Raw genomic sequence first — 20,394 nt, 5'->3', positions numbered from 1 at the left:
ATCAATGATCGCTAAGATTGATAAAAATAAAGTGCGTCAAAAAAGACATCAGCGTGTACGCAGCAAACTTTCTGGCACTTCAGAAAGACCACGTCTTAATGTCTATCGCTCTAACAAGCATATCTATGCTCAGTTGATTGATGACAGCCAAAAAGTGACACTGGCAAGTGCTTCTACACAAGATTCCGATTTCAACAGCAATATCGGATCAAACGTAGACGCAGCTGCTGAAGTAGGCACACTGATCGCAAAACGTGCTAAAGACAAAGGTATTGAAAGCGTAGTATTCGACCGCGGTGGATATCTATACCACGGACGCGTGAAAGCACTCGCAGAGGCTGCCCGCGAAAACGGTCTGCAATTCTAATCGAAGGAGGGAATAACATTTATGGCTCGTAGAGAAGAGAAAGTACAGGAATTCGAAGAGCGCGTTGTTACAATCAACCGTATCGCTAAAGTTGTAAAAGGTGGACGTCGTTTCCGTTTCTCTGCACTTGTTGTAGTAGGAGACAAAAAAGGACGTGTCGGCTTTGGTACAGGTAAAGCCCAAGAGGTGCCTGAAGCAATCAAAAAAGCTATCGAAGCTGCCAAGAAGGATCTTATCGAAGTACCATTGGTAGAAGGTACCATTCCACATGAAATCATCGGACGTTTCAGTTCCGGTAAAGTATTCATGAAGCCAGCAGCACCTGGTACAGGAGTTATCGCTGGTGGACCGGTTCGTGCCGTATTGGAGCTTGCTGGTGTTTCCGACATCCTGAGCAAGTCACTCGGTGCAAACACACCTATCAACGTGGTACGTGCAACAATGACAGGTCTTACTGAGCTCAAGAGCGCAGAAGATGTCGCTAAATTGCGTGGCAAATCAGTAGAAGAGCTACAAAATTAAGGAGGGATTTACAGACATGGCTAAAATTAAAATAACCCTCGTAAAAAGTTTGATCGGGAAGCCTGAAACTCAAAGAAGAACAGTTGCTTCTCTAGGCCTGAGAAAGCTTCACCATAGTGTTGAGCGTGAAGATACACCTCAGCTCAGAGGTCAGGTTGCCAAAGTCAGCCACTTAGTTTCAGTTGAAGAAAAATAATGATATTATGATATAGGAGGTGCGAAGATGAAATTACATGAGATGAAACCAGTAGAAGGTGCTCGCAAAAGCCGTAATCGTGTAGGTCGTGGTATGTCTTCTGGTAATGGTAAGACTTCTGCACGCGGTCATAATGGTCAGAATTCACGTTCCGGTGGTGGAGTTAGACCAACATTCGAAGGTGGACAGCTCCCACTATTCCGTCGTATTCCAAAGCGTGGATTTACGAACATTAACCGTAAAGAATATGCAGTGCTTAACCTGAGCGATCTGAATCGTTTCGAAGAAGGTACTGAAGTTACACCTGAAATGCTGAAAGAAACTGGTATTGTTAAGAATGAAAAATCTGGTATCAAAGTATTAGGCAATGGTACTCTTGAGAAGAAATTAACAATAAAAGCTCATAAGTTTTCAAGTTCAGCTGTCAAAGCAATTGAGGAACAGGGCGGAAGCTACGAGGTGATCTAATGATCGGCACGTTATCCAATTTCTTTAAGATTAAAGAAATCAGAAGTAAAATTCTATTTACTTTGGCAATGCTCGTGATTTTCAAGATCGGCACATATATCCCGGTTCCGGGAGTGGATCCGAGTGTGTTCGATATGGGAGCAGGTCAACAGGGCGTGCTTGATCTAATGAACACCTTCGGTGGTGGCGCACTGATGAACTTCTCCATCCTGGCCATGGGCATCATGCCCTACATTACAGCATCAATCGTCGTACAGCTCCTTCAGATGGACGTTGTACCTAAATTTGCTGAATGGGCCAAGCAGGGTGAGGTCGGCAGACGTAAACTCAGTCAGTTTACGCGCTATTTCACCATCATACTTGCGTTTATACAATCGCTTGGAATGTCCTTTGCCTTCAACAGGATGTTCGGCGGTATGCTGCTAGACAGCACCAACGTCGGTTCCTACCTGCTCATTGCACTTGTGCTTACTACAGGAACAGCCTTCCTCATGTGGCTTGGTGAACAGATAACGACCCACGGTGTCGGAAACGGCATCTCGATCATTATCTTTGCAGGTATACTTGGTGTGCTTCCAAATGCAATCGTCCAGTTGTACCAACAGAACTTTGTCGGTGCTGATGATATGACGATGGCAATACTCAGAATGGTGGGTCTGTTTATCATGCTGATACTGATCACGGCATTTGCAGTCTTCATTCTGCAGGCTGTCCGTAAAATACCGGTGCAGTATGCCAAACGCCAAAGAACATCATCACAGCTGGCACCACAATCAACATTCTTGCCGCTTAAAGTCAATCCGGCTGGGGTAATACCGGTCATCTTTGCGATGGCATTTTTCATGCTGCCGCAGACATTGACACTATTCTTCCCTGATGCCAACTGGGCTCAGACAGTTGCAAGATTCGCTGATCCATCAGATTGGGTAGGCATGATCTTCTATGTCGCTCTGATCATTGCATTCACGTACTTCTATTCGTTTGTTCAGGTCAATCCGGAAAAAATGGCAGATAACCTCAAGAAACAGGGAAGTTATGTACCTGGCATCCGCCCGGGTAAAAACACCCAGGACTACATCACTTCTGTTCTGTACAGACTCGTGTTTGTTGGTTCACTTTTCCTGGCCGGCATATCAATACTGCCACTGCTCATCACCAAGTTCATGGATCTGCCCCAGGCGATTCAAATTGGAGGTACGAGTCTTCTGATTGTTATTGGTGTCGCTCTTGAGACCATGAAGCAGCTGGAAGCTCAAGCAAACCAAAAGGAATACCGCGGTTTCAGAAAGCGTAGGTAGGAGGAAAAGCGTATGAATATTATATTGATGGGACTCCCTGGTGCCGGCAAAGGAACTCAGGCGTCCAAGATTATAAAGAAATACCCGATCCCTCATATATCAACAGGGGATATGTTCCGCCTTGCAATCAAGAACGGTACAGAACTCGGCAAGGAAGCCAAGTCCTTCATGGACAGAGGCGAACTTGTTCCGGATGAAGTGACGATCGGTATTGTCAAAGAGCGTCTGAGCCAGAGCGATGCCAAAGACGGCTTCCTGCTGGACGGCTTTCCACGTACAGTGGAACAGGCTGAAGCATTGAACAGCATCATGCAGGAACTTGGAACGAAGATTGATAGAACAATCTACGTTGAAGTGGCTGAAGAAGAGCTGATGAACCGGTTGACCGGCAGACGTATCTGTGAAGTCTGCGGCAAGACCTACCATCTCGTTTTCAATCCGCCAAAGCAGGAAGGCGTTTGTGACCTGGATGGCGGCAAATTGTATCAGAGAGAAGATGACAACCCTGAAACAGTTGCAAATCGTCTGGAAGTGAACATCCAGCAGACGGCACCTATGCTCGACTTCTACGAAGACCAGGGCGTGCTTGTCAAAGTGGATGGCTCTCGTGACATTGATGAAGTATTCGATGATGTCGATGCGATTCTGCAAAGTATATAAGGATATTCACCTTTTCAGACACTTCTAGGTGAATGTTACTTGTATCATAACGAAAAATATCCAAGTTCATATTTTGACGTTAAGTGTAGTCCAATCTTCACCTGAAGTGAATTTCTAATAGAGATTAGAAAGCTGTAAAGGGGGAATTTGAAATGAGTAAACAAGATGTTATCGAGTTGGAAGGCACTGTATTGGATACTTTGCCGAATGCCATGTTCAAAGTGGAACTTGAAAATGGACATGAGATTCTCGCTCATGTTTCAGGTAAAATCCGTATGAACTATATACGTATTCTTCCTGGCGATAAAGTAACAGTTGAAATGTCACCTTATGATCTTACACGTGGCAGAATCACTTATCGTTTTAAATAATGGACTCCACATTCTAAGGAGGTAAAACACATGAAAGTAAGACCATCAGTCAAACCTATCTGTGAAAAATGCAAAGTCATCCGCAGAAAAGGCAAAGTTATGGTAATCTGTGAGAACCCTAAGCATAAACAGAAGCAAGGTTAATATTATAATATCGGAGGTGTAACATATGGCTCGTATTGCAGGAGTAGACGTACCACGTGAAAAACGTGTTGTAATCTCCCTCACTTATATTTACGGTATCGGCAACACAAGAGCGAAAGAAATTCTTGAAAAAGCTAATGTATCCGAAAGTACACGTGTGAGAGATCTTACTGAAGACGAACTCAACACTATTCGTGAAGTCGTTGACACTTATAAAATCGAAGGTGACCTTCGTCGTGAACAGAACCTCAACATCAAACGTTTGATGGAAATCGCATCTTACAGAGGTATCCGTCACCGCCGTGGACTGCCAGTGCGTGGACAGCATACAAAGAACAATGCCCGCACACGTAAAGGTCCAGTTAAAACAGTAGCGAACAAGAAGAAATAATTAGGGAAAAGGAGGAGAAAATATGGCTCGTAGACAACAAACACGTAAACGTAAAGTGAAAAAGAATATTGAAACTGGAATTGCTCATATCCGTTCAACTTTCAATAATACAATTGTCACAATCACTGACGATTTTGGTAACGCGCTGTCATGGTCATCAGCAGGTGCACTTGGTTTCAGAGGTTCTAAGAAATCAACTCCATTCGCTGCACAGATGGCTTCTGAGACTGCTTCAAAAGCAGCTATGGAACATGGACTCAAATCTGTTGAAGTTACAGTAAAAGGCCCTGGTGCAGGTCGTGAATCAGCGATCCGCGCACTTCAATCTGCAGGTCTTGAAATCACAGCAATCAAAGATGTCACTCCTGTACCACACAATGGCTGCCGTCCACCTAAACGTCGCCGTGTATAATTACTGGTCACAGGACAATTCCGAGTGTAATGTAAAACACATGGCTGCATAATATTTCCGACGTTTAAAGGGAGGATAAGTAGACAAATGATAGAAATCGAAAAACCTAGAATTGAAACAGTCGAAGTATCGGAAGATTCTAAGTTTGGTAAGTTTGTTGTTGAACCTCTTGAAAGAGGATATGGAACAACACTTGGGAACTCCTTACGTCGCATTCTTTTATCATCATTACCTGGTGCGGCAGTCAAAACGATAGAAATAGAAAATGTACTGCATGAATTTTCTACAATTGAAAACGTTGTGGAAGATGTTACAACAATCGTCACCAACATCAAGAAGCTGGCACTTAAAGTCTATTCCGACGAAGAAAAAGTTCTGGAAATCGACTTTAACGGAGAAGGTGTCGTTACAGCTGGAGATATTACCCATGATAGTGACGTCGAAATCTTGAACCGTGACCTGAAGATCGCAACAATATCCAACGGTGGACAGTTCAAAGTACGAATGATCGCAGATCGCGGCAGAGGCTACACTCTTGCTGATGGGAATAACAAAAGCGAAATGTCAATCGGTGTCATTCCGGTGGACTCCATCTATACGCCGATCGAACGTGTAAACTACACGGTTGAAAATACGCGTGTAGGTCAGATGACAAACTTCGACAAGCTTACTCTGGATGTCTGGACTGATGGTTCTATTACACCGCAGGAAGGTGTATCTCTTGCTGCCAAAATCATGACAGAACACCTGAATATATTTGTTGGACTCACTGATGAGGCACAAAATGCCGAAATCATGATCGAGAAGGAAGAGGACCAGAAAGAGAAAGTTCTTGAAATGTCCATTGAAGAACTCGATCTGTCAGTACGTTCCTACAACTGCTTGAAGCGTGCAGGAATCAATTCTGTACAGGAACTCACTGATAAGAGTGAAGCAGATATGATGAAAGTAAGAAATCTGGGACGCAAGTCTCTTGAAGAAGTCAAATTCAAACTCGAGGACCTCGGTCTGGGGCTCCGTAAAGAAGACTGATAAAGGAGGTAAATTGAAATGGGCTACAGAAAACTAGGACGTACATCCGACCAAAGAAAAGCAATGCTTCGTGATCTGGCAACATCCCTTATCGTAAGCGAACGCATTACAACAACTGAACAGAGAGCGAAGGAACTGCGCAGAGTCGTAGACAAGCTGGTTACTCTCGGCAAGCGTGGAGATCTTTCAGCGAGACGCCGTGCGGGTCAGACTGTACGTAATGTTGAAATCGCAAATGAAGACGGTACAACTCAGTACGCACTTCAAAAGCTTTTTGAAGATATCGCACCACGTTTTGAAGATCGTCAAGGTGGCTACACTAGCATCAAGAAACTTGGTGAACGTCGTGGCGACGGCGCAGAACTCGTAGTAATCGAGTTCGTTCAGGGCGCAGCAGCGACTGAAGAAGCGTAATCATATAAAAGCAGAATGAGTGTTACGATAATATGGCCCCACAGGGCCATATTGTCTAGCTCAACGTACCCTGCAGGCTATACAGAATAGACGCGCGACTCCCAAATGCAGGGTACGCGCTTTTTTATTACATAAAAATGGCGGTGGAGATATGATTGAATTTGAAAGTTTGACCTATAGCTATAGATCAGGTGAACATAGGGCATTGGATCATATCTCCCTATCCATCCATCAAGGAGACTGGGTTTCCATAATCGGCCATAACGGTTCAGGCAAAAGCACACTGGTGAAGATTCTGATGGGCATACTTGAAGACTATGAAGGCGTCATCCGAGTGGAGGGCACAGTGCTGGACGATGAAAACCGTGCTGAACTGAGAAAACGGTTTGCCATCGTCTTTCAGAATCCGGACAATCAGTTTGTCGGTGCAACCGTTGAAGATGATGTGGCATTCGGCCTTGAAAATAATGGTGTGCCAAGAGAAGAGATGGTCAGAAGGACAGAGGCAGCGCTCCAGGCAGTCAATATGCTTTCCTACAGGGATCATGAGCCATCAAGGCTCTCCGGGGGGCAGAAGCAGCGGGTCGCCATCGCCAGTGCACTGGCAATGGCCCCGGATGTTCTGATTCTGGATGAAGCAACATCCATGATTGATCCGGAAGGCCGGCGCGAAGTGCTTGATATCCTGCAGAAAATCCATCATGAAGGCCGGACAACGCTGATCTTTATTACGCACGATCTGACAGAGATCGAGCAGAGTGATCATGCGGTCATCATGCGGGAAGGCCGAATCATCAGCGAGGGTACGGTTGAGGAGATCTATCAGGATACCGATGCACTGATAGCGAGCCGGCTTGTCCTGCCTTTTCACATCAAGCTGTCGAAAAGACTGCTGGATGGAGCATATATGTCGTATGATGAGCTGGTGAGACGCCTATGAATATCACTTTTAAAAATCTGACGAGCATCTATCACGAGAACACACCATTTGAGCATCTTGCTCTGAACAATATCACCACAACATTCGAAGAAGGATTATACTACGGCATTGTCGGCCATACAGGCAGTGGCAAATCGACGATGATCCAGACTTTGAATGGTCTGCTTCTTCCGAGCCTCGGAGAAGTGCATGCAGGGAACATTGTGCTCAGGAGGAAGTCCAGACAGAGGAATATCCACCAGGTAAAAAAGCATGTGGGCATGGTGTTCCAGTTTCCGGAACACCAGCTGTTCGAGGAGACAGTACTAAAGGATGTCATGTTCGGACCGAAGAATATGGGCATGGACCAGAGGACTGCCGAGGAGAAGGCGAGGCATTATCTGCATCTGCTCAATATCGATGCCTCTCTGTTCGACACTTCTCCATTCGATCTTTCCGGAGGACAGATGCGGAAGGTGGCCATTGCAGGGATTCTTGCGATGGAGCCGGAAGTGCTTATCCTGGATGAGCCGACTGCAGGCCTCGACCCTGAGAGTCATATAGAAACCATGGAACTGTTCCAGAACATCCATCAGGATATGGGCATCACTGTCATTCTTGTCACTCATGATATGAATGATGTGTTCCAGTATACGGACCAGGTGAAAATATTAAGTGAAGGCCATCTTGTCAAAGAAGGCAGGACCGATGATCTGCTCACTGATGAAGTGCTGCTCGAAAGATATTCTCTTGAACCGCCCGATATCGTCAGGCTGGTGCATGATCTGGAGAGAAAAGGCATCACGTTTGAGCAGATGCCGAAGAATGTTGAAGCATTTGCCCGACTCTATGAAGAGTGGAGGACGAATCATGCTCAGTAAAATGCTGCTCGGCAGATACATTCCAGGCTCCAGCATCATTCATCGGCTTGATCCTCGTGCGAAAATCATTGCAGTCGTCCTCTTCATGGTCATCGTGTTCTTTGCCAACCACTGGACAGGGTATGGACTGCTGATCCTGTTCATCCTCACTCTGACGAAGATGGCAGACCTGTCACCCAGATTCCTTTTCAATGGACTGAAGCTGATACTGATCCTCCTGCTGTTCACCTTCTTCATGCATCTCTTCCTGACCAAAGGTGGCACGGTACTTATAGACGGAGGTTTCTTCACCATCGAATCGGAAGGTGTCATCACCGGCATATACATCACAATACGTCTTGCGATGCTTGTGCTGATCACGACCATCATGACTCTGACAACGAGTCCACTGCAGCTGACAGACGCCATAGAACGTATCTGCAGGCCGCTGAAGGCCATCCGGGTGCCTGTGCATGAAATTGCCCTGATGATGTCCATCAGCCTGCGTTTCATTCCTACACTGATGGATGAGACGGAGAAGATTATCAAGGCGCAGAGCGCTCGCGGATCCACATTCATGGCAGGCAGCCTCACGTCGAGACTGCAGGCACTGACACCGATATTCATCCCGTTGTTCATCTCCTCCTTCAAAAGAGCTGAGGAGCTGGCAATCGCAATGGAAGTCAGAGGATACCAAGGAGAAGAAGGACGGACACACTATCGCGTATTGAACTGGGGGTTCAAGGATACAATGGTCCTGATCCTGATGATCATATTCGGCATCATCCTATGGGTGATCAGACAGTAAGGAGTACAGATATGCGCTACCTGGTAAAAATAAGCTATAACGGAGCCGGATTCAACGGCTTCCAGTATCAGATGAAAGGACGTACTGTGCAGGCGGAGATCGAAAAGATCCTCAATCGCATGCATAAGACCCCGGTCAGGATACATCCAGCCGGCCGGACGGATAGCGGTGTGCATGCGATCGAACAGTATTTCCATTTCGATTCCGGACTGGATATTCCTGTATCCAGATGGCAGCACGCACTGAACAGCGCCATGCCGGATGACATCGCCATCCACGAAGTGACGACCATCAGCCCGGACTACCATATCCGTCATCACTCGAAGGGGAAGGCATACCGCTACCGCATCTATCAGGGGGATGTGCGCAATCCTTTCGAGAAGGGGCTCAAGGTCCACTACACTTATGAACTGGATGAAACGAAGATGCGCGCGGCCATGCAGCACTTCGTCGGTACACATGACTTCACCAGCTTCACGAGCGCCAAGTCACCGATTGAAAATAAAGTGCGCCACATCTACCGGTTCGATCTCATTAGAACCGATAACGGCTATGACTTCCTGATCATCGGCTCCGGGTTCCTGTACAACATGGTGCGCATTCTGGTCGCCTATGTGCTTGAAGTCGGACAGGGCCGCTGGGACGGGGCAAGAACACCCGAGGTGATTGCAGCCAAAGACCGGACAATGGTGCCGAAAACAGCCCCACCCGAAGGCCTCTACCTCGAACGCGTATTCCTCAACGATGAAGAACGCGAAGCGGCACTGGAAAAATTAAAAAGAAACCGCTGAAACATTGACAAAATACCCTATTAAGGTTATCATAGACAACGGTATAATTTTATATCACCCACGATGAGCCCCGGAAACTTATTGTGAACAAGATATAAAGCAAACGAAGCTTTTTTTATTTTAGGGAGCATAAACGAGAGAACCACTCATATATTTAGGAGGACTGGAAATGCGTCAAACATTCATGGCCAACGAAGCCAATATTGAACGTAAATGGTATGTTATCGATGCAGAAGGACAGACACTTGGTCGTCTATCTTCTGAAGTTGCATCCATACTGCGCGGTAAGAACAAGCCGACATACACGCCACACGTTGATACAGGTGACAACGTCATCATCATCAATGCTGGAAAGATCGAAATGACTGGTAACAAAGCACAGGACAAGATCTACTACAGACACACTGGGCATCCAGGTGGAATCAGATCCATCTCTGCTGGTGAACTGAGAGAAAAGAACCCTGTACGCCTGCTGGAAAACTCCATCAAAGGCATGCTGCCGAAAAACAGACTTGGACGCGCACAAGGCAAGAAACTTCATGTATATGCTGCAAGCGAGCATCCACATGAAGCACAAAAACCAGAAAACTACGAACTTCGCGGTTAAGAATAGGAGGTTAATTCATTGGCTAAAGTAGAATACAGAGGAACAGGTCGTCGTAAAAATGCAGTAGCAAGAGTACGTCTCGTACCAGGTGAAGGTAACGTTACAGTGAACGGACGTGACATGAGAGAATACCTTCCATTCGAAAGTCTTATCCTTGACTTGAATCAGCCATTCTCAGTTACAGAAACTGAAGGTAACTATGATGTACTGGTAAACGTTAATGGTGGTGGCTTCACAGGACAAGCACAAGCAATCCGTCATGGTATTGCAAGAGCACTTCTTGAAGCAGATCCGGAAAACCGTGGCGTGCTTAAGAGAGCAGGACTCCTTACACGTGACCCACGTATGAAAGAACGTAAGAAATACGGACTCAAGAAAGCCCGTCGTTCTCCACAGTTCTCAAAGCGTTAATAGAAATATTGATACACCAACGTTTGCAGAGCTTTTTGGGTTCAAGTTGGTTCAAGTTGATATTAAATTCTATAATGCATTCAACAGATTTAAAGCATCGGCATCCTGCTGGTGCTTTTTTTCTGGCATTAATTCAAGGTAGTAATTCTGTGTAGTTTGAATATTGTCATGTCCTAAACGCTTCGAAACGTAAACCAGATCAATATTTTGAGAAAACAGAAATGATGCATGTGTATCTCTCAACCCATGGAAAGTGGTTCTGTTTATCTGCAATTTGTCTAGTAACTCCGCTAATCGCTCAGATTGCTTAAAGCCCCCAAAATTAAATATATAACCATTTTCTTTCACGGGTATTTGTACAATCCGGTCGTATACTTCTTTGTTAATAGAAATATCACGCTTTGCGTTACGTGTTTTCAATGAAGTATCATCGGAAGTAGGGCTAATTGAATGCCTAACCTCTATTCCATAACGAACAATGTTTTCTGGGCGGATTCCTAACAGCTCTCCGCGGCGCATACCCGTTTCTAATGCTAGGAGTACAAGAAGGTTAAATTCATCCTCAGGGTGCTCTAAAACGTATTTGCGAAGCTTCTTGAGGTCAGTAATGGATAAAGCCTTATTACGCTTCGCGAGTACTTTGCCGCGGGATTTTAATAACCTTGCAAAATCGTTCGATATATATCCTCTAGCATACGCATCACGCAGTGCGCCTTTAATTTTCAGTACGACTTCATGGGTTGTTTTTCGAGAATGCGTTTTTGCGTACTCATCAATCTTTTTTTGAACGACAATATCATTTAAGTCGTTTAATTTGATGTCTTGAAATAACTTTCTTATTATCTTGGATGCCCTTAGATAGTTTTGAAAGGTCGTTTCTCTAACGTCATTCATTTTTACTAAATACATCCAGTTGTCGAAGTAGTCCGCAAAGGTCGTTGATCTGTGAGCGAGCTGTTTACCGTTCCCTTTTTCTAGCTCAGTTTCTAAAGCCCAGAGCTGTGCCTCCCTCCTTGTTGAAAAGGTTTTAGTGATTTTCTGATGTTTCCCTTTTTTGTAAAGTGAAACTTGTGCTCTATACGACTTTCCTCTTTTAACGATACTAGCCATACTATCAATTCCTTTCATAAAAATAGTTGATAGATGCTAGTTGAATACACCTGAATTGTATTCTGAATCTGGCAAACTATCAACTATTAGTAATTTAGACGGATTGTTTTTCAATAAATTTAATTAATGAATTAATCGTGTAACGTTCTTGACGACCAATCATGAAGCGTTCAAGTTCTTCATGGGGGCGCATATACTTATCAAATGATTTAGGGTCTATACCTAAAAATCTGGATGCTTGTTCTCTAGTTAAAAGGTAGGGATATTCTTTTAAATTTTTAGTATTGTCAATATTACTCATGAAGATTTCAACTCCTTAAAATTAAACTATTTGAAAGGTTGACCTTGCTTTAAATATATTAATGAATATTTTTTTAGCCAGGCTCTAACATCGTCAGTGGGTTCGTAGTTTTCAAATTCAGCATAGAGAAATGTTAAACACCTTTGTAACCCGTCGTCACCCCATATACTCCAAACCTTAAACAAATAAGGAAACAGCCCAGAACCATTTAATATATGCTTCTGTGATTGTTCTAATAAGTTCATCCGAGGAGAGGGTGAATTAAAGATAAATACATTCTGATTTAGTAAATTCAGCATTTTAGTCGTATAGGTGGTAAGCCGTTGAGATTTTTCGTAATAAAATTGGTAACGATCTGTTAAGGCTGAAACTAACAAATCTTTTAATTCTGTGTCATTATTTATCTTTTCAAGCTCGTTTGATAAGTTATGGGCATAAGTGCCTTTATAGACTGCCTCGAAGCGTACCCAGCTATCATACTGGCTAGCTTCTTCATATCGAATGCCCATGGTTTCAACTTGTTCTAGCTTCTTGTCATAGACTCTCAGCAAAGCTTTAATATTTTTACCCTTTGAGCCCAGATAAAAGGTTGATGTAATATTATTTTTAGTTATTGCTGATAAATACGAGTGATTTTTTCGACCAGCAGCGGTTTTGACTATTTGATTTTTCTTTGATAGTTGATTGTAAATTGTATTTACATTTAAATTTTCATTAATAAAATCAATCGCTATATCAATTCTTGAAAGCCTCGAAGTATATAGTGCTGTGTTATTTATAACTCTGAAAAGCTGATGAATTTGAAAAGAATTAGCGTACATTAACTCATATTGTTTTCTGTATTCCATCCAAGCATGGGCTGAAAATTTTATACAAACACCCATTTGAATAAAATCAGTATGGTAAGCGATAGCGAAATAATAGGGTTTATCATCACACACAAAACCATTCGAATAGCCTTGAGGTAATGAATATGACGTTTCTCTTAGATTGCCTATTAGAGTTTCCAGTTTAGCTAATTTAACAAATTCATTAATGATACTGATAGCCATACTTTCCCATCCTTCTATATACTTAGGTCTTTTTGTTGTTTGAAGTACTAATGTAAATTCATCGACTTGAACATCTAACAAAACTATCACTCCCATGTTGTGTTAAAATGCTGATTTAATAGCTTTAACTGTAATATTCATCGTTGGCGGAGCGTGGGTCATTACATGATCCACGCTCCGCTCTTAAGTGATTCACAGCTTCTAATATGTCAAAATCTAAATAACTAAAGTGACAAATCTTTGGTGTGTTCGCTATGATCGGACAAGTAAAGACTCCTTGCCCTAATGTAAGCTCTTTTTCTGTTATGTCTACTCCAGTACCAAAAGCCGTCGTATAAGTCTGTTTTTCAGCATTGCCAAGTACAAACTTTACTGGCAAGTTTTCGCGTAGATTAGTAGGTAATAATGTAGCGTCGGATTTTTGCATAACTATCCATATGAAAAACCCTAATTGTCGTCCTTGTAACACCACTTGAGATAACAGCTTCATAACCTCGTCACGCTTTTTTTTGTCCATTGTCTGCAATACGGTTTGAAAACTAGCGAATTCATCAAATATAAAGATATATGGCTCGTAACGGAAATCAGCATATGTTGCTTCTAATTTCGTACCAAGATCTTTTTTAATGTCTTTCTTTCTAGCTTCCATAGCTCCATTGAATCTTTGTAGAAGTTTAATAATATCTTCTATGTCAGTGGCGGTATTTTTTTGTGAAATCCGTTCTCCAAGGACAGCAAGACTTGAATTTTTTGGATCGGCAAAGTAAATATTGTATGAAATATCTTTAGTCAGCATCTGTAGGATAAGAGAATAAAGCGCATAGGTTTTGCCTGAACCAGTTTGCCCGACTAGCAAAGTTCCATATAAAGAAATTGAAACAGACTTATCGATAAGCAGCGTGTAGTTATCTAATTGAGTAGATTGGTTTTTCAATTCCCAAATGGTATTGAATTTGAGTTGTTGATCAACCCTACTATCGTAAATTTCAAAAATATAGTAAATTTCATTATTTGATAAATATGCTCTATCAACAATGAAATTACGTAGTGCATAAGAAAGGTTAATGTCGCCTATATCTTTATTGAGATTAATGTTCTCGACAAATAACTTAGCTTTAAAATATTCATCTGAAAACTCTAATTTCACTTTTGGTAGCTCTGCTATATCAATATTTAAATAAATTCTTTTGTTGAAATAGCCAGCATCAAGAAAAGCTTTTCTTATCTTTAACAGTGTGAAGTAATGGTATATGGCATATTTCAAACCTTTTTGAATGTTATTACGAATTAGCCATATAGATGCGTTAATGAAAAATATCATTGCTACAAACACTATAATTAAATTTTTTGCTTGTTTAAAAACTCCCAACGTTAGTTGGGAGTCAACATAGTGCAAAGATAAAACTAGTAGTACGAGCATAAAGCAAGTACCATACATAAAGATGCCATTCTGTTGTCGTTGTGTTCTTAACTTACTTTGTTTGAGCATTGATTTTTTCCACGTTTCTAAATCGAAGTATCAAGTCAAATCCTATAACAAAAGATTTTTCTTGATCGAAATCAATTAAACGTACATAGTCGCCCTTTTGAACATCGATACGGTCCTTACCATTTAAGACAGTGACATCAAAGGTATTTAATGTGTTGTTATCTCTTTTAAGACCGGTTTTCTTGTCGATGCCGTAATCTGTATCATCTTTGGCAATTAATAAGGTTAACGTAATACCTTTTTCATCTGGATCTTTTTTACTTACATATGGTCTCTGTGAAACCAATCTATAAGCGTTATGTGTATTCTTTAAAAATTCCTCTGCTTTGAACTTGGTTTCTGTGAATACCCATGCATTTGCGATCGGCATAGTGAATTACCTCTTTCTTGATTTTATTTTTCGGCATTTGTGCCTTTTAAAATATGTTCGACATACTCTAAGCCTCTTATTGTTGCGCAAGCTTCGTCACTACCTTGTACGTCTAATGTGTAGTTTCCAAGAACAATATCAATAGCATCTTCATTGGAACTCTTTCTGTAATTTTCTAGAATTGCAATATTGCTTTGAACGTTACTTAAGGTTAATTCATCTTCTATATCTTCTAGAAAGTAATCTATAACTACTTCTGGAAATGACCAATTTTTTGAAGATGAATAATATCCTTTAACAATCATTTGGGCTTTCCTCCTTTCTTTTTAATCTATTTAAGCTTACCCAATAAACATCATTCTATCAAGACATGTCATCATGACAATATATATTTTTGGTTGCTTAATCTCAGGTGTTGATGCTAATATGTTTTATAGCGACATTTCTTGATTTTATTGTGACATTGAAGAGGAGATGATGAAATGTTAAATGAAAAAGCTGACAATCTTTTAAAAGAAGAGGTTGCTCAAAAGGAAATATTAGATTTTATCGAAAAGAAATATGGTGTGAAATATCTAGTTACTCAAAGAACAATACAAAGATGGATAGAAGAGTTAAATATTGACTGTATTCAACCTCGTCCGACAAGAAATAGAGATATCAGATATAGAAAATCTGATATTTTAAAATTAGAAGAAATTAAAAGAGTAAATTTATTAAGAAAAAAGAACAAAGAATTAAAACGTGAAAACATAAAAATTCTTGGGGAAAATATGAAGAATGAGGAGGAAAAAGCCAGGATAGAATATTATAATTCTTTATCAAATATTTCTGAGGCAGACATGAGGCAACATGAAATTGATAACATGTATGATTATAGTGTGCCTGCTTTAAATAGAATCAAAGAAGACAAACTAGAGATGTGCTTTAAGAAATTATTCCCAGACGTTAGCTTCGAGCAAGAGCATTTAGAAAAAATTTTGTTCATTATAAATGAACCATCGATGCATTCAGATTCAGAATATGGACAAGCAATATTAGAACTTAAGGAAAAAGCATATATAAAAAATCTTCGTTAACACAACTGTAATTACTATTAAAACAATTAAATAGATCAAGTTAGAAAAGAATAGAAAGTATGTAAATTTAAAAAGTAAAAGGATTGATATGAGTGAAAAACGAGAGAAGCGGTATTGACCAATATGTTAGAAAGTTAATTGAAAGTTTAGGTGTAGAATACGAAGAACAAGGAAGTACCAATGTGGAGATTAAAGAAGCATTGAGGACAGCAAGTAAAAGAATTATGGGGAACGTTGGGAAGCCAGAATTTCTTTTCTTCTCTAATGGATATTTAGTAGTAGTTGAAGATAAGGCAGATATAAACAAGAATGTTTCTTATGATAGTGAAGGAGCAATTGATTTGACCAGACCAACTATTGCTGAATATGCTGTGAATGGTGCAGTACATTATGCCAAGCATATAGTTGATAATACAAATACAGTTAAACAAGCATTTGCGATTGGAGCCAGCGGAGATAGTCATAGTAATGAAATTAAAGTAGTATATGTTAATTCTAAAGAAATAAAAGAATTACGAGAAGTTAATAACTTAGAAGATTTACATCCCGATAATATAGAAGAATTTTATAAAGTTACTGTTTTAGGTGAGTTACCAAAAGAGGAAAGAGAACTTAGAGAAGTTAATGCAATAGCTTCTGAATTACATGAAGACTTAAGAAATCATGGATCACTAGAAGGGGAAAAGAAAGCGACAGTTGTTTCAGCGATTTTATTAGCATTAGAAGAACCAACTTTTAACCTTGATTCATTACAATCAGTAACAAGAGAGAGAGGACATGATGGAGATTTAATCTTCAATGCAGTACAAGTTTATTTAAATAATTCTGGTATTATTCCTTACGCAAAAGTGGGTGAATTATTAGACCAATTTAATTTTATTCGTACAGACATAACATTAAATAGAAGTAAAGACATCCTCGGAATGTCGCCCATAAAGTATTTTGCATTAAAACTAAGAGAGAAATTACATACCAAGATTAAGCACACTGATTTTGATATATTAGGCAACTTCTATGGTGAGTTTGTAAAGTATGGAGGGAACGATGGGAATTCATTAGGTATTGTCCTTACACCTCGTCATATTACTAATTTAATGTGTGATTTAATAGAAGTAAACAAGCATGATGTTGTGTTAGACCCAGCTTGTGGTACTGGAGCTTTTTTAATTTCAGCAATGAACAAAATGTTAGAACAATGCGAACCAGATGAAGTAGACAGAGTAAAGCAACATCAATTATACGGTATTGAATTACAACAAAAGTTATTCACAATTGCTACTACGAATATGATTTTACGTGGAGACGGTAAAAGTAATCTTAGAAGAGATGATTTATTCCATGTGGATAAAGAGGAGATTAAAAAAGAGGGAGTTACAAAAGTTTTAATAAATCCTCCCTATTCTCAAGCGAAAACTCAGAATTTACATTACTTAGCTGAAATAAACTTCATTAAAGAATCTTTAGAAATGATTAATGTAGGTGGGAAATTAAGTGCGATAGTGCCGCAAAGTACCATGGTTGGTAAAACTAAAGAAGACAAAGAAAAAAAGAAATTAATATTAAAAAACCATACGTTAGAAACTGTTATATCTTTAAATAAAGATACATTTTACGGCATCGGGACAAACCCATGTATTGTAGTCTTTACAGCTGGCATACCTCATAATGAAAAAAAACGTGTAAATTTTGTTGATTTCTCTGATGATGGATATGTAGTTAGAAAACATGTTGGTTTAGTGGGAGATGGCACAGAGAAATCTAAAAAAGAGTTCTTACTAGACGTGTTGAAAGGTTATCAAGACGCAGATACTAATTTCATTGTTCAATCAACGGCATCGGCTGAAGATGAATGGCTCCATAGTTTTTATTACTTCAATGATACGCCACCAACGAAAGATGATTTTAAATTAACAATGGCAAACTATTTAACCTATCAGTTTGATATGAGAAGTCACGGAAAAGGTCATCTTTTTAAGAGGATAGGTGATAAAGAAAATGACTGATAAATTAACATTAGCAAATGTAAAGTGGAAAAAGTTTAAATTCGATTCCCTATTTGAAATAGAGAAGTGTAAATGCAACAATGCTTCACTGCTAAATAAAAATATACCTGAAATACCTTATGTAGGTGCTACAAATGCGAGGAACGGCACGATGTATTTTGTGAAAAAAGAAAAGAAGTTAATAACAAAAGGAAAATGTATAGTTTTTGTTATGGATGGCGAAGGTTCCATGGGAACTTCCTTTTATAAAGAAGAAGACTTTATCGGATCTACAACTTTATCCGCGGGTTATAATAAAGAGTTAAATAAGTATAATGCAATGTTCTTAACTACGATTATGGATCAGAATAAAGATAAATATAATTTTGGTTATAAAAGAAATTTAACAAGGTTAAAAAAAGAAACAATTTTATTACCAATTGATGAGGTCGGCGAACCTTACTGGGCTCTAATGGAAAAAATCATGAGAGACATAGAGGAAGAAGTGACACCAAAAGAGTCCTTTATACCTCATGAAATTACAGACAAACGAGAGTTAGCCGATATTAAATGGAAAAGCTTTCGCTTAGGAGATATTTTTAAAGAATTAATTCCCGGGAAAAGTAAAGGATTGGTTCATCTAAAAGAAGACGGTACAATACCATATGTAGGAGCAACAAATAAAAATAATGGAGTATTAACTTTTGTTGAGAAAGTTCCAAAATTAACTTCAAGAGGTAACACAATAATCTTTATAAGAAACGGTGAAGGTTCAATGGGCTACTCTGTTTATAAATTTGAAGAATTTATCGCCACCTCAGACGTTACTATGGGATATAATTCGCATATAAATAAATACACAGGAACATTCATTACTACAGTTGCCGATAAAGTAAGAGGGAAGTATAACTTTGGCTACAAGAGAAATAATAATAGATTAAGAAATGAACGCTTATTGTTACCTGAAAAAGGTGATGGCAATCCAGATTGGGAGTTCATGGAACAATATATGAAACGAATTGAAAATGAATTATTTGAGACTGTAGAAAATAGTAAGAGATATTTTCAGTGATGCTTCTTGATACCAGAGGAATGAATGTACTAATATTGTATTCAACTAGCATTCTTCTTATTGGTTCAAGTTGGTTCAAGTAAAATCAATTTAAATACTCTTACATACCTTTCTATCCAAATGAATAATCGAAAAATATAGATGTGTAAGGCTCTAAGAGGATGAGATATACTTAGAAAGCTGCTACATATTTCTCAAAACGTTAATCGAGATATTATCGTTTCAAAGCACTTCCCATCAATGGGAAGTGCTTTTTTATTTTATTTGAACAAATCCTTAATCTTAATAGTAATTAGAACATACTATATTTGATATATTAGGGAAAGTTACTTATAGGTGTAATTGAAGTAAATCTACCTGCAGGAAGTTACGAAAGCAAATGTGAACAGAGGTTTCTAAAAGATTTAGGAGCCCATTTATTACACATGTACAGTGGAGGTTTCGAAGATGGTGAACTATAAAGGCAAGACAGCGCTTGTTACAGGGGCTTCAGGAGGCATTGGTAAGACGTATGCGAAAGAGCTCGCTTCCAGAGGAAGCCATGTCATTCTGGTTGCACGCTCTGATGACAAGCTTAATGCATTGGCAGACGAACTAGCATTGAAGTACAAAGTAGATACGTATGTCCTTCCGCTGGATTTATCCGAAGCGGATTCAGTAGATGAGTTGGCAGAACGTATCAAGAAGCTTGGTCTGGACGTAGATATCCTGATTAATAATGCAGGTTTCGGCACCCATGGTCGTTTTGAAACGATTTCGATCGATCGGGAACAGGAAATGATCCGACTCAACATATCTACTCTCGTAGGACTGACACACCAGTTTCTGCCGTACATGCAGCAACAGAGAGAGGGGATCATTGTGAATTTAGCTTCCGTCGCTTCGTTTCAGCCGCTTGCCTATATGGCGACATATGCAGCTACGAAAGCGTTTGTTCTATCCTTCTCCGAGGCTCTATATGCAGAGAATCGGCATCTTGGGGTAAGAGTTCTGGCACTTTGTCCGGGAACGACGAAGACATCATTCTTTGATGTGATGGGCACAACAGACATGCCGGGGGGAATCAAAGGCACACCGGAGTCTGTCGTTAAGACGGGTTTTAAAGGTATCGAAAAGAACAGGAGTTATATCGTAGATGGTGCCAATAACTACTGGGTTGCCCAGGCGAGCCGATTCATGACGCGAAAAGCGATGGCTATCATAGGGGAAAGAGTGACCCGGCCTTCAAAGTGATCGTGGACGGGTCTGATTATGGTAGTACTTTTCGG

28 protein-coding genes are annotated in these 20,394 nt (G+C 40.3%); 22 read left to right on the top strand and 6 right to left on the bottom strand.

Translation table 11 applies throughout. The features are described 5' to 3' along the window. Positions 1 to 4 precede the first annotated feature (4 nt). The 18 genes from rplR to rpsI all read left to right on the top strand — a co-directional run bounded on the left by rplR (position 5) and on the right by rpsI (position 10,671). Complete coding sequence (gene rplR / locus J4760_RS10275) at positions 5 to 367, top strand: 50S ribosomal protein L18 (protein WP_145287993.1); 363 nt, start codon at positions 5 to 7, stop codon at positions 365 to 367. Between the two features lie 21 nt (positions 368 to 388). Beyond that, positions 389 to 889 carry a 30S ribosomal protein S5 gene (gene rpsE / locus J4760_RS10270; RefSeq protein WP_237605634.1) on the top strand — a complete coding sequence of 167 codons (501 nt, stop codon included), beginning with the start codon at positions 389 to 391 and terminating at the stop codon, positions 887 to 889. A gap of 16 nt (positions 890 to 905) precedes the next feature. After that, a complete protein-coding gene (gene rpmD, locus J4760_RS10265) occupies positions 906 to 1,085 on the top strand; it encodes a 50S ribosomal protein L30 (RefSeq protein WP_237605633.1) in 180 nt (59 codons plus the stop codon). A gap of 27 nt (positions 1,086 to 1,112) precedes the next feature. Beyond that, on the top strand, positions 1,113 to 1,553 hold the full coding sequence (gene rplO / locus J4760_RS10260; RefSeq protein WP_237605632.1) for a 50S ribosomal protein L15: 441 nt from the start codon (positions 1,113 to 1,115) through the stop codon (positions 1,551 to 1,553). After that, positions 1,553 to 2,851, top strand: a complete 1,299-nt coding sequence (gene secY, locus J4760_RS10255; protein ID WP_145288004.1) for a preprotein translocase subunit SecY — start codon at positions 1,553 to 1,555, stop codon at positions 2,849 to 2,851. Before rplO ends, secY begins: the two co-directional genes overlap by 1 nt. Positions 2,852 to 2,863: 12 nt before the next feature. Further along, positions 2,864 to 3,511 (top strand): adenylate kinase, encoded by a 648-nt coding sequence (locus J4760_RS10250; protein ID WP_145288009.1) that lies wholly within the window; start codon positions 2,864 to 2,866, stop codon positions 3,509 to 3,511. Between the two features lie 152 nt (positions 3,512 to 3,663). Then, on the top strand, positions 3,664 to 3,882 hold the full coding sequence (gene infA, locus J4760_RS10245; RefSeq protein ID WP_017547668.1) for a translation initiation factor IF-1: 219 nt from the start codon (positions 3,664 to 3,666) through the stop codon (positions 3,880 to 3,882). A 30-nt stretch (positions 3,883 to 3,912) separates the two neighbouring features. Beyond that, positions 3,913 to 4,026, top strand: a complete 114-nt coding sequence (gene rpmJ, locus J4760_RS10240) for a 50S ribosomal protein L36 (RefSeq protein ID WP_003156543.1) — start codon at positions 3,913 to 3,915, stop codon at positions 4,024 to 4,026. Positions 4,027 to 4,051: 25 nt separating this feature from the next. Then, complete coding sequence (gene rpsM / locus J4760_RS10235) at positions 4,052 to 4,417, top strand: 30S ribosomal protein S13 (RefSeq protein ID WP_145288012.1); 366 nt, start codon at positions 4,052 to 4,054, stop codon at positions 4,415 to 4,417. 22 nt (positions 4,418 to 4,439) lie between these two features. Continuing rightward, a complete protein-coding gene (gene rpsK, locus J4760_RS10230; RefSeq protein ID WP_145288016.1) occupies positions 4,440 to 4,829 on the top strand; it encodes a 30S ribosomal protein S11 in 390 nt (129 codons plus the stop codon). Positions 4,830 to 4,916: 87 nt separating this feature from the next. Then, positions 4,917 to 5,861 (top strand): DNA-directed RNA polymerase subunit alpha, encoded by a 945-nt coding sequence (locus J4760_RS10225; protein ID WP_145288019.1) that lies wholly within the window; start codon positions 4,917 to 4,919, stop codon positions 5,859 to 5,861. Between the two features lie 18 nt (positions 5,862 to 5,879). Continuing rightward, entirely contained in the window at positions 5,880 to 6,275 is a 396-nt protein-coding gene (gene rplQ / locus J4760_RS10220) for a 50S ribosomal protein L17 (protein WP_145288022.1), read from the top strand. Between the two features lie 151 nt (positions 6,276 to 6,426). Then, positions 6,427 to 7,215 carry an energy-coupling factor transporter ATPase gene (locus J4760_RS10215; protein ID WP_145288025.1) on the top strand — a complete coding sequence of 263 codons (789 nt, stop codon included), beginning with the start codon at positions 6,427 to 6,429 and terminating at the stop codon, positions 7,213 to 7,215. Further along, entirely contained in the window at positions 7,212 to 8,075 is an 864-nt protein-coding gene (locus tag J4760_RS10210; RefSeq protein WP_145288028.1) for an energy-coupling factor transporter ATPase, read from the top strand. The genes J4760_RS10215 and J4760_RS10210 overlap by 4 nt, the downstream gene beginning before the upstream one ends. Next, positions 8,065 to 8,862: an energy-coupling factor transporter transmembrane component T family protein gene (locus J4760_RS10205; protein ID WP_237605631.1), complete on the top strand. Its 798-nt coding sequence runs from the start codon at positions 8,065 to 8,067 to the stop codon at positions 8,860 to 8,862. Before J4760_RS10210 ends, J4760_RS10205 begins: the two co-directional genes overlap by 11 nt. A gap of 11 nt (positions 8,863 to 8,873) precedes the next feature. Beyond that, positions 8,874 to 9,653: a tRNA pseudouridine(38-40) synthase TruA gene (truA, locus tag J4760_RS10200; RefSeq protein WP_237605630.1), complete on the top strand. Its 780-nt coding sequence runs from the start codon at positions 8,874 to 8,876 to the stop codon at positions 9,651 to 9,653. Between the two features lie 169 nt (positions 9,654 to 9,822). Further along, complete coding sequence (rplM, locus tag J4760_RS10195) at positions 9,823 to 10,260, top strand: 50S ribosomal protein L13 (protein ID WP_145288037.1); 438 nt, start codon at positions 9,823 to 9,825, stop codon at positions 10,258 to 10,260. Positions 10,261 to 10,278: 18 nt separating this feature from the next. Next, positions 10,279 to 10,671, top strand: coding sequence for a 30S ribosomal protein S9 (gene rpsI, locus J4760_RS10190; protein WP_145288040.1), 393 nt, complete (start codon positions 10,279 to 10,281; stop codon positions 10,669 to 10,671). Between the two features lie 69 nt (positions 10,672 to 10,740). Here rpsI and J4760_RS10185 read toward each other — a convergent pair whose 3' ends face one another. From J4760_RS10185 to J4760_RS10160, 6 genes are all read right to left on the bottom strand, one after another. Further along, positions 10,741 to 11,781 (bottom strand): site-specific integrase, encoded by a 1,041-nt coding sequence (locus tag J4760_RS10185; protein WP_237605629.1) that lies wholly within the window; start codon positions 11,779 to 11,781, stop codon positions 10,741 to 10,743. A gap of 94 nt (positions 11,782 to 11,875) precedes the next feature. Then, positions 11,876 to 12,082 carry a helix-turn-helix domain-containing protein gene (locus J4760_RS10180; RefSeq protein ID WP_237605628.1) on the bottom strand — a complete coding sequence of 69 codons (207 nt, stop codon included), beginning with the start codon at positions 12,080 to 12,082 and terminating at the stop codon, positions 11,876 to 11,878. A 26-nt stretch (positions 12,083 to 12,108) separates the two neighbouring features. Then, positions 12,109 to 13,134: a replication initiation factor domain-containing protein gene (locus J4760_RS10175; protein WP_237605627.1), complete on the bottom strand. Its 1,026-nt coding sequence runs from the start codon at positions 13,132 to 13,134 to the stop codon at positions 12,109 to 12,111. A 124-nt stretch (positions 13,135 to 13,258) separates the two neighbouring features. Continuing rightward, complete coding sequence (locus J4760_RS10170) at positions 13,259 to 14,623, bottom strand: FtsK/SpoIIIE domain-containing protein (RefSeq protein ID WP_237605626.1); 1,365 nt, start codon at positions 14,621 to 14,623, stop codon at positions 13,259 to 13,261. Continuing rightward, entirely contained in the window at positions 14,607 to 14,993 is a 387-nt protein-coding gene (locus J4760_RS10165) for a hypothetical protein (protein ID WP_237605625.1), read from the bottom strand. Before J4760_RS10165 ends, J4760_RS10170 begins: the two co-directional genes overlap by 17 nt. Positions 14,994 to 15,016: 23 nt before the next feature. Further along, positions 15,017 to 15,298: a hypothetical protein gene (locus J4760_RS10160; RefSeq protein ID WP_237605624.1), complete on the bottom strand. Its 282-nt coding sequence runs from the start codon at positions 15,296 to 15,298 to the stop codon at positions 15,017 to 15,019. Between the two features lie 177 nt (positions 15,299 to 15,475). Between J4760_RS10160 and J4760_RS10155 the strand changes: the two genes are divergently transcribed. The 4 genes from J4760_RS10155 to J4760_RS10140 all read left to right on the top strand — a co-directional run bounded on the left by J4760_RS10155 (position 15,476) and on the right by J4760_RS10140 (position 20,359). Next, the gene (locus tag J4760_RS10155; RefSeq protein WP_237605623.1) at positions 15,476 to 16,072 is read left to right on the top strand and encodes a MerR family transcriptional regulator; all 597 of its coding nucleotides are present in this window, start codon (positions 15,476 to 15,478) and stop codon (positions 16,070 to 16,072) included. Positions 16,073 to 16,164: 92 nt separating this feature from the next. Beyond that, complete coding sequence (locus J4760_RS10150; protein WP_237605622.1) at positions 16,165 to 18,075, top strand: HsdM family class I SAM-dependent methyltransferase; 1,911 nt, start codon at positions 16,165 to 16,167, stop codon at positions 18,073 to 18,075. Next, positions 18,068 to 19,126, top strand: a complete 1,059-nt coding sequence (locus tag J4760_RS10145; protein ID WP_237605621.1) for a restriction endonuclease subunit S — start codon at positions 18,068 to 18,070, stop codon at positions 19,124 to 19,126. The genes J4760_RS10150 and J4760_RS10145 overlap by 8 nt, the downstream gene beginning before the upstream one ends. A 447-nt stretch (positions 19,127 to 19,573) precedes the next feature. Beyond that, on the top strand, positions 19,574 to 20,359 hold the full coding sequence (locus J4760_RS10140; protein WP_237605620.1) for an SDR family NAD(P)-dependent oxidoreductase: 786 nt from the start codon (positions 19,574 to 19,576) through the stop codon (positions 20,357 to 20,359). Positions 20,360 to 20,394: the final 35 nt, after the last annotated feature.

The sequence above is a fragment of the Salinicoccus sp. ID82-1 genome, from assembly GCF_021991715.1.
Taxonomy (GTDB): Bacteria; Bacillota; Bacilli; order Staphylococcales; family Salinicoccaceae; genus Salinicoccus; species Salinicoccus cyprini.
This window is presented reverse-complemented; position numbering and strand designations above follow the sequence as displayed.